This window comes from Providencia sp. Je.9.19 (assembly GCF_051129765.1).
GTDB lineage: Bacteria > Pseudomonadota > Gammaproteobacteria > Enterobacterales > Enterobacteriaceae > Providencia.
Window position 1 is genome coordinate 317,442 of sequence record NZ_JBCPSS010000004.1, and the last position, 13,305, is coordinate 330,746.

At 39.9% G+C, this 13,305-nt stretch carries 11 protein-coding genes, 1 tRNA gene and 2 pseudogenes; 7 read left to right on the top strand and 7 right to left on the bottom strand.

Translation table 11 applies throughout. From position 1 onward, the window contains the following. The first annotated feature begins 2 nt into the window (after window positions 1–2). From AAZR93_RS16110 to AAZR93_RS16125, 4 genes are read left to right on the top strand one after another with little or no spacing between them, the layout of a single operon-like run. Complete coding sequence (locus tag AAZR93_RS16110) at window positions 3–431, top strand: fimbrial protein (RefSeq protein ID WP_434720401.1); 429 nt, start codon at window positions 3–5, stop codon at window positions 429–431. Further along, on the top strand, window positions 424–957 hold the full coding sequence (locus AAZR93_RS16115; RefSeq protein WP_434720402.1) for a fimbrial protein: 534 nt from the start codon (window positions 424–426) through the stop codon (window positions 955–957). Before AAZR93_RS16110 ends, AAZR93_RS16115 begins: the two co-directional genes overlap by 8 nt. Further along, the gene (locus tag AAZR93_RS16120; protein ID WP_294110272.1) at window positions 957–1,490 is read left to right on the top strand and encodes a fimbrial protein; all 534 of its coding nucleotides are present in this window, start codon (window positions 957–959) and stop codon (window positions 1,488–1,490) included. The genes AAZR93_RS16115 and AAZR93_RS16120 overlap by 1 nt, the downstream gene beginning before the upstream one ends. 11 nt (window positions 1,491–1,501) lie before the next feature. Beyond that, window positions 1,502–2,653, top strand: coding sequence for an adhesin (locus AAZR93_RS16125; protein WP_434720403.1), 1,152 nt, complete (start codon window positions 1,502–1,504; stop codon window positions 2,651–2,653). Window positions 2,654–2,749: 96 nt separating this feature from the next. Here AAZR93_RS16125 and AAZR93_RS16130 read toward each other — a convergent pair. The 5 genes and pseudogenes from AAZR93_RS16130 to AAZR93_RS16150 all read right to left on the bottom strand — a co-directional run. After that, window positions 2,750–3,306 (bottom strand): annotated as a pseudogene (locus AAZR93_RS16130) (tyrosine-type recombinase/integrase); the annotation flags it as partial. A 535-nt stretch (window positions 3,307–3,841) separates the two neighbouring features. Beyond that, window positions 3,842–5,254, bottom strand: a complete 1,413-nt coding sequence (locus AAZR93_RS16135) for a hypothetical protein (protein ID WP_434720404.1) — start codon at window positions 5,252–5,254, stop codon at window positions 3,842–3,844. Between the two features lie 181 nt (window positions 5,255–5,435). Continuing rightward, on the bottom strand, window positions 5,436–6,470 hold the full coding sequence (locus tag AAZR93_RS16140; RefSeq protein ID WP_434720405.1) for a virulence RhuM family protein: 1,035 nt from the start codon (window positions 6,468–6,470) through the stop codon (window positions 5,436–5,438). Window positions 6,471–6,677: 207 nt separating this feature from the next. Continuing rightward, window positions 6,678–6,842: pseudogene (locus tag AAZR93_RS16145) on the bottom strand (Arm DNA-binding domain-containing protein); the annotation flags it as partial. Between the two features lie 164 nt (window positions 6,843–7,006). After that, window positions 7,007–7,101 (bottom strand) — tRNA-Sec (locus AAZR93_RS16150). A 290-nt stretch (window positions 7,102–7,391) separates the two neighbouring features. Between AAZR93_RS16150 and prlC the strand changes: the two genes are divergently transcribed. Together prlC and rsmJ are read left to right on the top strand one after the other, a co-directional pair. Continuing rightward, the gene (prlC, locus tag AAZR93_RS16155) at window positions 7,392–9,434 is read left to right on the top strand and encodes an oligopeptidase A (RefSeq protein ID WP_434720406.1); all 2,043 of its coding nucleotides are present in this window, start codon (window positions 7,392–7,394) and stop codon (window positions 9,432–9,434) included. Continuing rightward, on the top strand, window positions 9,427–10,191 hold the full coding sequence (gene rsmJ / locus AAZR93_RS16160) for a 16S rRNA (guanine(1516)-N(2))-methyltransferase RsmJ (protein ID WP_434720407.1): 765 nt from the start codon (window positions 9,427–9,429) through the stop codon (window positions 10,189–10,191). Before prlC ends, rsmJ begins: the two co-directional genes overlap by 8 nt. A 94-nt stretch (window positions 10,192–10,285) precedes the next feature. Here rsmJ and gdhA read toward each other — a convergent pair whose 3' ends face one another. After that, window positions 10,286–11,620 (bottom strand): NADP-specific glutamate dehydrogenase, encoded by a 1,335-nt coding sequence (gene gdhA, locus AAZR93_RS16165; RefSeq protein ID WP_294110279.1) that lies wholly within the window; start codon window positions 11,618–11,620, stop codon window positions 10,286–10,288. A gap of 264 nt (window positions 11,621–11,884) precedes the next feature. Continuing rightward, window positions 11,885–12,319: a universal stress protein UspA gene (uspA, locus tag AAZR93_RS16170; RefSeq protein WP_294110281.1), complete on the bottom strand. Its 435-nt coding sequence runs from the start codon at window positions 12,317–12,319 to the stop codon at window positions 11,885–11,887. Between the two features lie 627 nt (window positions 12,320–12,946). Here uspA and uspB point away from each other — a divergent pair. Beyond that, window positions 12,947–13,282 carry a universal stress protein UspB gene (gene uspB / locus AAZR93_RS16175; protein ID WP_294110283.1) on the top strand — a complete coding sequence of 112 codons (336 nt, stop codon included), beginning with the start codon at window positions 12,947–12,949 and terminating at the stop codon, window positions 13,280–13,282. Window positions 13,283–13,305 lie beyond the last annotated feature (23 nt).

The following is a 13,305-nucleotide window of genomic DNA, read 5'->3' on the forward strand; positions in this document are numbered from 1 at the left end:
TGATGAGTAAACAAGAGGTTTTCATAAAAATAAAGTGGTTCGGCGCAGTATTATTCATTGTTGGCAGTGTCTTGGGTCAACTTGCTATGGCTAAAAGCCCTGTTGCGAATACGCCTGTTAATCAATCGGACTATGAACCATTACATCAAGGTAGAGTACAGGTTAGGGCTATGTTGTTTAACGCGCCTTGTAATTTGTCCTTCAAGAAAGTATTGAGCTTAACCGGATGTGGAGCAGGAAAGGATTACCAAAAAATGAACCTGCTTGATACAAGCGCAAATACTCCCGTTAGTGTACGATTTTATGATGTACAACGCGGGGTGCCTTCTGTGCGTTACCCAATCTCCTTGTCAAATGGCAGTAACCCGATTCATATCCCCATGTTGATGAAAGATCAACATACATTACGTTTAGAGGTGAGTTATGAATAGAGTTGCGATACATGGATGGGCTCTTTGTGCCGCCCTATTGGGTTGGCAATCTCCCGTATTGGCTGGTAATAGCTTAGATGTTGAATTTAGCGGTGAATTAGTGAGTACAGCGTGCCAAGTTGCTGCAGAGTCAATCAATAAAAAGATCACACTGTACAACTTACGGTGGCAATTTATTAATGAAAAGGGCACCAGTGAAGTAACCCCTTTTACGATTGCAATTGATAAGTGCAGTGAAACGGATTTACAAAAGAGCATTAAATTAACATGGAAAAGCAATGAATTAGTAAATATTGGTAGTGAGAGCTTTTTAACCACTAAAGGAGATAGTGGCGTGCTGCTAGGACTTATTGACCATGATGAAAAACCCATCGTATGGAATAAACCGATGACAATTGGTGATATCAATACTGTCGAGAACCTACAACAGTTCGATTTCGGTGTTTATGTTCGCAAACCCATCACGGGTGAAGCCAAAGTTGGTGATTTTTCAGGTATCGTGACTTTCAATATGGAGTATGAATAGTGAGCATATTCAATAAGATGAAAAAATCACTCGGGTTACTTCTGCTGTTTACTGTATTAGAAAGCCATGCAGACGTTTTGATTGATGTTAGCGCCACAATGGTTGATCCCGCTTGTAATATTCGCAGTGAAGACAGTAGTTCACCGTTGAAAATTGGTTTCGGTACACTCAACCCAGAAGCCCTGAATAAATCGACGGCAGTAAAAGATTTTTCGTTATATATATCAGGTTGTAATTTCAGCAATAGCTTAGGAATAATGTTGAATCCAAAGGGCGGAGGCACGTTGTTATATAACGGAAATAATATCTTGGCAACCAGCACAAAGGGGCTTGGTATTGATTTTAAAGAAGTGACAGGCGGTACTATTCGTACATTGGAAATGAGTAAAACACAACGCATTTATCCGGAGCGAATTGATGGAACACTTTACCGTATGGATTTACAAGCGCAACTAGTGAATGCCGTGCCTACCAATCAATTGGAACCAGGAAAGTTTACTTCAACAGTAACTATTTCCGTGACGTATAACTAATAAGGCGGTTTATGATGTTAAATTTAAAAGGTTCCCATGGCATACAATGGTTTAATTGTAGACAACAACAAAAAAAACTTATATCGATAGTATCTACTTTAAAATCAAATATAAAACTATTGAATTTCGTTTTATTAGGTTTTTTATTTATTTCATTTTGCTCTAAAGCTAATTATGCTCCTGCGATTGAGAATCCACAGGATGGTTATACTATAAATTTAAGTAATAATACATCAATTGGAAATACTCCCTATGTAGGAACAGATGGAAATAAATATTATCAAATAGGAAACCCTATCGCTCTTCAAAATAGTTCAGTAACTGGAATGGTGAGATGTTTAGGTAGAAGATGGGGAGACACAGCGAATAATAATTTAGGGACCGACGCTTTTCATAGAATATTTGTATATCCAATAGCAGTAAATACAAAAATTGATGGTGTAGACGCTTATCTGATCAACAATAATGTTCTTATGACTGTTAAATCATCCGTTTTAGAGTGGACGCTATTACCTGAATCACAAGCTTGTTCAAATCCATCATATTCAACGCGAGTGGCAACTTCTTCTTTTTATACCCCTAAAAACATTGTACTTTCTTTTTATGTTAAAGATAAAATTATTGATGGAGTTATTTTAATTCCTGCAATGGATCTTGCTGGCTATGTGCGTGCATTTATGGATCCAAAAGTTGCTCCGACATATAACTCATGGCCAATAGCCGAAACAACCGCACCAGTAAGAATTTTATCATCCACACTTAATCTTAATTCTTCTTGTTCTACAACGACTAGCTCTGGACAGGCAGCTACGTTAAATTTAAGACATGGGCCGCTCAGCGCCTTAAATTTCGATAGCTTAGCCACTGAAAAAGTATCGTACTCTTGCAAATTTTCTATTCCAACAAAAGTCAATTTACGCCTTGATTATATAACAGATAACGATCCCCAAAAACGATTACCAATGCAAAACACGAAAAATAGTGATGATAAAATTTATAGTGAATTAAAAATAATAGATGATGAAACAGGACAATCCGGAAAAAATATTAAAATAGATATTACAGGTTTTAAGCCAATAACTATAAGCAGCCATATTTATGGAGAAAATGCGGTTGCAGGAGACTATAAAGGTTCCGCTTGGCTAATAGCAACGTTTGATTAACTGTTATTTACTCATTTATTAAATGAGGCTTAAATGTAATAAATTATTAAATTAAGGCTATTTGAGAGCAGACTTAATACGCTACTCTCATTTTTGAAAATAAGGCAGTTCTTCGGCGATTAAGAATGGGAAGTGTTGTTTCTTTGGAGAAGTGAATGCAGATGCAAGATCAGGGGCTGGGTATATTCCGCTCGACCAGTAATAATTGCATAGCGAAAGACCTCACCACAACGCTTATGGACGTTACGCTTCTTCTTCAAGGCTCCGCATTTCTCCATCTTACGTAAAGCTTCAAGTAACTCTAGAGGCTTAATTTCTACTATCGGACGCTTACCGATATAAGAAAAGATATCTTTTTCAAAAGTATCGATGATTTCTTCTCGATAACGCAGCGACTAGCGATCCACTTTGCTTTTGTGCCATTCACGCGCAATAGACTCAAAACTGTTTTCCATTCCCATTTTCTGAGCCATTTTTTCTATTTTTTTAGTTTCAGCAGGATCAATTCCATCCACTAAGAGCTTTTTGGCCTTATCCCGTTTTTTTCGTGCATCAGCTAATGAAACTAGTGGGTACATCCCAAAAGAAAGTCGTTTCTCTTTTCCTCCAAAACGGTACTTCATTCTCCAAGCCTTCGACCCATTGGTGTTAACCTCGCCCTCCATCGGTCATTTTATAGAGGGTTCCATTGACCTTGAGGCCGCTACCTGGCAGGCGTAACGCTTCATTGTGGGAGCATTCAAAAAATAGGGAAAAATTATGCCCCCAAACAAGGGTATAAACTAGTAAACAAGGGGAGAATCAGACAGACTGAGAGATGATTAATCTTTTGATTTACAAATGAAATATAGCTTTTTTGGGGAAATTCAGAAACCGCGTTTGGCGGAGATCACAGGAGTCGCATTTGATAGCTAATGACACTGATATTAAATGAGTTTACTGAGATGGATAAATATCGGTGCCCCCAGATTGATTTTTGAGGTGGGGAAGTAAAAGTTAAAAATCAGGAAATAAAAGCATCATGATGTTGAGTGTAACAAGCAGATCAAATCTGAGATAATAAATGCGGACGTTAGCAATTAATCTCACGATTGATGGCGTATGCACCTGTGTCAGGATAAGAGACATTGACACTCAATCCTTCCAAGGTACAGGCTCACCAAATAAATAAGTGAGCCCGCTTGTTTATTAACGCGTCACATTAACCTGTTCCAGTTTGACTGGACTTTCAGGCTTATCCCCCACTTGCATAGCGACTGGGACGAAAATGTTAAAATCCTGCAACCAAGCTAGTTTAGTACTGCTACTAGGCTGCCCTTCACTAGTCATTCGGCATTCAACTGATAAATATTTCCCACTAAATTCGGGGGCAATACTTTGAGCATCTCCTTCTCCAGTGACATCACAGAATAGCGATGAAGTAGTTACCTTCTTATTAGAGTCAATATCTTCCCATTGTGCCTGATATCGTTGACCTGTTTTTAACGGAAAATGCAGGTCTGTCTGTAACTTGTTGAGTAGTGAAGTATCATTACTGATAGACATGGCGAACTTCAATTGTAACTGATTAGCCAGCGTTAAACGTTGTACTGTCCAGATATCATAATCTTCTAGCTTGCGTATATAGCCATCCGGCTGTGCATCCAACTGTATATTGACCTTACCGAAATCGCTTACTTCGGTATAGTGAATCTGTTTAAAGCGAGGAGGCATCAATGGCTTGATCAATAATTGCGCTTGGCTATCAATCGCAGAAGAAAGCGGAAATTTATTCAGCCACTGCGGATTATTATTACTCAGGTCGGGCATTGAAGGCCCCATCAGTGTTGATGCAGGCTTATTCTTAGCAGGCACAAATAGCCCTTTCGCTGTGAACGATTTTCCTTCTGGTAACTCGCAAAGTTGATCGAAGAGCTGTGTCATTTGAGTATCAATTTTGAAACTGCTCTTGCGGCGAATAATATCTGCAGAGATCAGTGAGTCTGTCACGCGACCCTCGCTATCAAAATTCATTGCAGCAACAGCATTACCTTGATGTGTTTTACAGTTATATAAATAGTGCTCAACCTTTAATTCTAGTGGCGCATCGTAAGGCGGTTCCCAAGTAATTTCTGAGATATCATATCCCATACGTACCGATAAAGTGTCACCAGTGACATAAACACTATTAATATCAACAAGATTGGTTATAATATCTTGAGAAGTCGTCGACAATTTTTCCCACCGCATCTCTTTTATAGGTAACTGACAGACAGCACGGATTTCCTCTTCTGTCATCTGCTTATCAATTTGTGCGGGCGCATAGCGGGCATAACTTTTCCCATAATAACGAGCACTAGTTACTCCATCATCATTAAGAAAATCTTTATATAGAAGCTCAGCCTTGCCTTGTTTACAATCAATTGATCGCCAGTGCTGAACTGTTTTTCCATTATTATTGGTAACCGACAACATATAATTCAAACGGTCATCTATTCGGGTTACAGACAATGGATCAATTCCACTATCTCTCAATTCAGGCTTACCCCCGGCTTGAACGAAAGAAAGTGGTAAGAAAGACAGAAATAACAACGGACTCATTAAAGAACGTAGGTAAGACATATATATTCCTTCATAAAGGATTAAGAAACAAATAAATTACCATCTAAATATAAATCATTCGTCCAACTTGATATGTAACTTATAGATAAACGTAGCGCGAGGTCAACAACACCCGCTTATGGCACAAAGTGAATTTTAACAATGGAGAAAATGTTAAATCAAATCACAAAACTGCCACTTTTTACTTATCTCTTTTCAGTAACTCTTTCAGCGCCACTATATTCGCTCTCGCCCCTTCAACCTCTTTTAACCGACGACGTTTTTGAGCAAAAACATCAAACGCTGCTTTAGCTTTTTCATCAGCCACTTTTTTACTAATTCCACCAGCACCCTGCAAAACTTCACGGTCATTGAAACTTAAAAACTGATCCAGTTTAGTATCCCAATCCTGTAAAAAAACCTGCTTACGGCGCAATGCTTGGTCTTCAGCAAAATCCAGCCACATATTGACGATGCGATTTAATTCTTTGAGTTCATTCTCACGTAGATAATTCTTCGCGATCGTGACATCGGTTTTACGAACTTCGCCCGACTTATAGCTGGTTAAGCCCATATCCGCCTGACTCGCATCTGCACGGCTAGCAATAAGCTCAGCGGCAGTCATGCCCGTACAAGCAAAATGCAATTTGTTTTGGATGGTTTGGAAAAAACGATTGATTTCTTTATTGGAAGGCTCGTAGTCCGCTGCCATAGTGAAAATCTCTTTCACTCGTAGATACACGCGTCGCTCACTGGCGCGAATATCACGGATGCGTTCGAGCAGCTCATCAAAATAGTCAGGCACGACTGACTGACCGATAGGCGGATTCTTCAGCCGCTCATCATCCATCACAAACCCTTTGATCAGATACTGTTCCAGCGTTTGCGTTGCCCACTGGCGAAACTGCGTTCCGCGAATAGAGCGGACGCGGTAACCGACAGCAAGAATGGCGGGTAAACTATAGTGTTCTATCTCTCTGGAAACCTGACGATTTCCCTCTAATCGAACTATCCGGAATTTCCGGATGGTTGCGTTTTGAGCAAGTTCTCCCTCAGAGAAAATATTAACAATATGCTCATTAATTGTACGAACATCTTTTCCATACAGTTCAGCAATGGATGCCTGAGATAGCCACAACGTATCAGATTCAAAGCGGCATTCGACGCGAGTTTGACCATCTTCACTTCGAAACAAAACAAATTCACCCTGTGGTGCCTCAGGAAGATTATCACTCATCAAATTGCCTCCTCTCTATACGTTATGAATAAACTATGAACAACAATATATCATGTTTTATAAAAAAATAAGTTCATCAGAAAGCCGATAGTAAGCACATTATTTTATGCAAAAACAATGTGCTACTATTTCTATATTCCCTCTCCGCCAGAAAAATATTCGTGCATCTTTTCTGTCATCACCTACGGTGCCTTATTCAATTTAATCAACACCTATGGAAAGCATTTTTTCTTTGCTTGCAAAACGATACTTCATCCTCCAAGCCTTCGATCCGTTAGTGTTAACCTCGAGGTATAACCCCCCTCCATCGGTCATTTTATAGAGGGTTACCATTGGCCTTGAGGCCGCTACCTGGCAGGCGTAAAGCTTCATTGTGGGGGCATCCAAAAAATAGGGAAAAATTATGCCCCCAATTTTGCCCCCAAACAAGGGTAGAAACCAGTAAACAAGGGGAGAATCAGACAGACTGTGAGATGATTAATCTTATTGATTTACAAAGAAAATATAGATTTTTGGAGAAGTTCAGAAACCGCGTTTGGCGGAAGATCACAGGAGTCGAACCTGCCCGGGACTGCTGGCAGCCCCAACTGGATTTGAAATCCAGCCGCCTCACCGGAGACGACGATCTTCCTTATCTTGAAGGACTTTGATTATAGACTGTATTCAATGTTTTCCAAAGCATTGTAATTATAACTATAACGTTTCTTGATAAAAGCTAAGAATAGATCCCATTTATTGATAAATACTAATACGAAAAAGCGTTATCTTGATATTGAGGTTTACATTTTCGCCCCCATATCATTCTTTATATTCATAATGGTGTGCTGATTTTATTGATACAGAGCTCGCCGTTTTTACTTTTATTGTCAACACAGTAAGCCTTGGCCTACGAGCACAAGCCTGCAATCACAGGATGTTTTTATGACAAATTCATTATTAACCGATTCCGCACTACCGCGCTTTTCTACTATTGAACCTGCTCATGTTTTTCCCGCTGTACAGCAGGTTTTGGCTGAATATCGTCAAACTGTCGAAAACTTACTTTCGGCGACTAACCAATACACATGGGATAACCTTTGCCAGCCATTAGAAGAAGCGAGTGATAAACTCTCACGTGTTTGGTCGCCTGTTAGCCATTTACATTCGGTTAAAAATAGTCCTGAATTGCGTGAAGAATATGAAAAATGTCTGCCACTACTGTCTGAATTCAGTACTTGGATGGGGCAAAATGAACCACTCTATCAAGCGTATAAATCCCTAAAAGATAACGCTGAATTTAATTCATTAACCGCAGCACAGCGTAAATCCATCGAAAATACATTACGTGATTTTGAATTATCCGGTATTGGATTACCTGTTGAAAAACAAAAACGCTACGGTGAAATATCTGCTCGCCTATCTGAAATCGCCTCAAAATATAGCAATAATGTGCTTGATGCGACGATGGGCTGGAGCAAACTCATCAAAGATGAAAGTGAACTCGCAGGTATGCCAGAAAGCGCTATCGCTGCGGCAAAAGCAATGGCAGAGTCTAAAGGTGAAGAAGGCTACTTACTGACCCTAGATATGCCAAGCTACTTACCAGTAATGACCTATGCAGATAACGCTGAACTACGTCGCGAAATGAGCCATGCTTATAGCACTCGCGCCTCTGATCAAGGGCCAAATGCAGGCAAGTGGGATAACAGTGAATTAATTGAAGAGCTAATGGCTTTACGTCATGAATTAGCGCAATTACTCGGCTTTAAAAACTATGCGGATAAATCTCTCGCCACCAAAATGGCAGAATCCCCTGAGCAAGTGCTGAGCTTTCTCAACGGCCTAGCAAAACGCGCTCACCCACAAGGTGAAAATGAGCTTGCTGAACTGACTGCCTTTGCAAAAGAACATTTTGGCGTAGATACCCTTGCATCTTGGGATCTTGCCTATTACAGCGAAAAACAGAAACAACATAAATTTTCGTTGAGTGATGAACAACTACGCCCTTATTTCCCAGAGCAGCGTGTTATTGAAGGCCTATTTGAAGTTGTTCACCGTATTTATGGTCTAACCGCGAAAGAACGTCTTGATGTCGAGACATGGCATAAAGATGTACGTTTCTTTGAGCTGTATGACGATACTAGCACCCTACGCGGCAGTTTCTACCTTGACCTATACGCTCGCGAGAATAAACGCGGTGGGGCTTGGATGGACGACTGTCTTGGCCGTATGGTTCGCAGCAACGGTTCACTGCAAAACCCTGTCGCTTATCTCACCTGTAACTTTAATCAACCTCTTGGTGACAAGCCTGCATTATTTACGCACGATGAAGTCATTACATTGTTCCATGAGTTTGGCCATGGTTTACACCATATGCTGACACAAATCGATGTCGCTGATGTTGCCGGCATCAATGGTGTTCCATGGGATGCCGTTGAATTACCAAGTCAGTTTATGGAAAACTGGTGTTGGGAACCTGAAGCTCTTGAGTTTATTTCAGGTCACTATGAAACAGGTGAACCATTACCAACTGAAATGCTAAATAGCATGTTAGCGGCTAAAAATTATCAATCCGCCATGTTTGTCTTACGTCAGCTTGAATTCGGCTTGTTTGATTTTACTTTACACGCAGAATATGACCCAGCAAAAGGGGCGCAAGTCATGCCAACTTTGCAAAGAATTAAAGAAAAAGTCGCTGTTGTTCCATCACCGGAGTGGAGCCGTTTCCCGCATGCATTTAGCCATATTTTTGCTGGCGGCTATGCAGCTGGTTACTACAGCTACCTATGGGCTGATGTACTGGCGGCGGATGCCTACTCACGCTTTACTGAAGAAGGCATTTTTAACCGTCAAACTGGTCAATCCTTCCTTGATAATATCTTGAGCCGTGGCGGTTCTGAAGAACCAATGGCCTTGTTCGAACGCTTCCGTGGTCGCAAACCTGAATTAGATGCAATGTTGAAGAGCTACGGTATTCATGGCTGAGAACGTTAAGATTCAATTGATCTGTGAAGAAGGTGCCGATGCAGGCACCCTCTCTCAACTTGCTGAAAAATGGCAGCTAATTCATACCCCTGATGCCGTTATGGCGTTAGTACTCACCCCTGAGAATTTACAGCTACGTAAAATCGATGAACCGAAACTCGGTGGGATTTTTATTGATTTTGTATCGGGCGCTATGGCTCATAGACGTAAATTTGGTGGCGGTCGAGGTGAAGCAGTAGCCAAGGCAGTCGGATTTAAAAAAGATTACTTACCTGATGTGATTGATGCGACAGCAGGGCTCGGTCGTGATGCTTTTGTTCTTGCGGCTTTAGGTTGTCGTGTTCGTATGCTAGAGCGTCATCCTGTTGTCGCTGCATTATTAGATGATGGCTTACAACGAGGTTACCGAGATGCAGAAATCGGCCGCTGGCTTCAAGAGCGCATGTCCCTGATCCACGCATCAAGCATTACCGCACTAAGTAAAATTACTCATGCACCTGATGTTATTTATCTCGATCCTATGTACCCACACAAACAAAAAAGTGCATTAGTTAAGAAAGAGATGCGAGTGTTTCAATCATTGGTAGGGTCTGATGATGATGCGGATTCTTTATTAGAACCTGCAATTGCATTGGCAAAACGGAGAGTGGTGGTGAAACGTCCAGATTATGCAGAACCTTTAGCCGGAAAAAAAGCGCCCTCTGCGATAACCACTAAAAACCATCGATTTGATATTTATCCCTGCATTAAAACATAAACTTCAATTTAAACGTAACGGCGAAGGGCGTATTGTACAGGTGAATTATCAGTATTATACATTCCGCCCTTTCGCGTACGTTTTGGTCAGAGAATTACAAAACACCCTGCGCAAGCATTGCATCAGCGACTTTCACAAAGCCCGCGATGTTAGCACCTTGAACATAGTTGGTTTGTTTCCCTTCACCGCCAAACTCAACACAATGCTGATGAATATCCAACATAATGTAATTTAGGCGAGCATCAACTTTCTCAGCAGGCCAGCTTAAGCGTGCTGCATTCTGAGCCATTTCAAGCCCTGATGTTGCAACACCACCTGCGTTAGCAGCTTTACCTGGCGCAAATAAAACACCTGCTTCAAGGAATAGCTCTGTTGCTGGGATGGTTGTTGGCATGTTTGCACCTTCACCAACTGCTTTAACACCATTTTTAATCAGCAGTTCAGCCGCATCAGTGTCTAGCTCATTTTGTGTTGCACATGGCAGCGCGATATCAACAGGAACACACCATGGTTGTTTGCCAGCTAAGTAAGTTAGACCAAATTCTTTGGCATATTCTTCAATACGACCATAGCTATTTTTGATTTCTTCTAAGCGAGCAAGTTTTTCAGGTGTGAAACCAGCTTCATCAACCACAGTACCGTTTGAGTCAGAAGCAGTCACAACTTTAGCGCCTAATTCCATACATTTTTCAATGGTGTACTGCGCTACGTTGCCTGAACCTGAAACTGCTACACGCATACCGTCAAAACCTAGGCCATGGCGTTTTAGCATTGCATCAACGAAATAAACTAAGCCGTAACCGGTTGCCTCTGGACGAATTAAGCTACCACCGAAAGAAAGACCTTTACCTGTGAATACACAAGAAGTGTCATTAGACAGTTTTTTCATCATCCCAGTCATGAAACCAACTTCACGACCGCCTACACCGATATCACCCGCCGGTACGTCTGTATTTGAACCAATGTGACGATAAAGCTCAGTCATCAACGCTTGGCAAAAACGCATTACTTCACCATGACTTTTTCCTTTAGGATCAAAGTCAGAACCACCTTTACCGCCACCCATAGGCAAGGTTGTCAGTGCATTTTTCAGTGTTTGTTCAAAACCTAGGAATTTCAGGATTGATAAATTAACTGATGGATGGAAACGCATACCACCTTTGAATGGACCAATTGCAGAACTGAACTGAACTCGCCATGCACGGTTAACTTGTACTTTACCTTGATCGTCAACCCAACAAACTCGAAATTGAATAACTCTTTCTGGCTCAACAAAGCGCTCAAGTAGAGCTTGATCACGGTATTTTGCATTTTGCTCTAAGAATGGCCAAAGAGAAGTGAACACTTCACGTACTGCTTGAAGAAACTCAGGTTGTGAAGGATCTCTTTTTTGGACAGATTCCAAGAACGAAGATAGTGATTGTGTCATCTAGGTCTTCCTTTTTAACATTTATTGTTGTGATGTGCCTCACCATTTCATTTCATTATTTTTTGGAAATGTGAGGTTGATTTGCGTTTGCCTATTGAATATATCACTAGTTTGTATTCTTAATTCAAGCTTTTTTTTTCTTAATTAAGTAAAAAAAAACCTTGACCTGCCAAGAACCACCTTAAATTACATATTTTGATACAAAAAAAACGCCTGCATAAGCAGGCGTTTTTAGTGAATAATTTTTCAAAAATAGCGAGTAGCCTATTCTTCTTCGTCATTCAATGGCACAATCAACATATCCACATGGACAGTATTGATTAGCTGACGAGCAGAAGACATTAACTTACTCCAAAAGTCTTGATGATGACCACAGACAACTAAATCCATGTTGTATTTTTTAATCGCATCAACTAAAACTTGGCCTAAATCACCACTACCACTGAGTGTTTCTTGAATTTCATAACCGGCACCAGCAGAAAGATCTTTCAGTGAATTACGTGTTTCATCAGTGATACGTTGTTGCATATCACCAAGATTTACATCGATAAGTCCAGTGTAAAGATCTGAGTAATTTACATCAACATGGATCATGGAGACTTTGGCACCGTACGGTTTTGCCATAGAAACAGCTTTATCCAGCAATACTTTACTTTCAGGTGATAAATCTACCGCAACGAGAATATGTTTGTAAGCCATAAGTAAACTCCTTCCAAATGCTGATTATCTGATAATTGATGAAAATTTATCAATATCTAATGAATACTATACCTGCTAATTGAGATAAGTAAGTGTCGTTTAGATCACATCTAAGCAGATTAACCTTGAAATCATGAATTCATATAACATTTTATAAAACAGTAACATCATTCATTCAATATTAATATATTACCCGAAATAATGCGAATTATCCCTAAAGTACTTTACGCTTTGCGGACTACTTTCATCTGTAAAAAACAATCAAATTAAGCCAATTTGAATCAAAAATCGAAGTCTGCCCCCCAAAATTTGCCGCCAAAAGAAATCGATATAAAAACAAAAACGCTACTTATAAAAATAAGCGCATAGTGACAGTTTTTCACATAACTTTATTAGCTTAAAATATCGTATTAAGACAAATAATGGTGCAATACATTAGTTAATACAACAAGGAACAGATACTCTGAGTTTCATCAATATAAACAAATACTAATCACAAATTTGATAGCATTGCACTTTTTTTATACAGATTTTTGTCCTACAATAAATTTGTACCCTATAAGTTCAATGTTTTTACTGGTTTTCCTTTGTTACAACTGCGAAAAGCTAAGTTCTAAGGAGAGGATTATGTTCAGTATGATTGTCTTGTTTTGGGCTTTGTGTATTCTTTGCATCATCAATATGATGCGCTATTTTTCTTCGATTAGAGCTTTATTATCTATTTTAAGAGAGTCCGATCCTCTGCTCTATCTATCTGTCGATGGTAATGGCTTTTTTACCACTCACGGTCAATTAAATAAACAACTTAGGCTTGTTCGCTATATTAATAACAAACAGTATCTTGAACATTATGAGCCTGAAGTTATCCTTCGTTGTGAACGAATTCGCAAACAATTTTTGCTAATCAGTCGATTGAGTATTCTCGTTGTTGTCAGCTTGGTGTCTTTATTTATTACCGGATAACTATTAATTGAGGGTAAAAAATC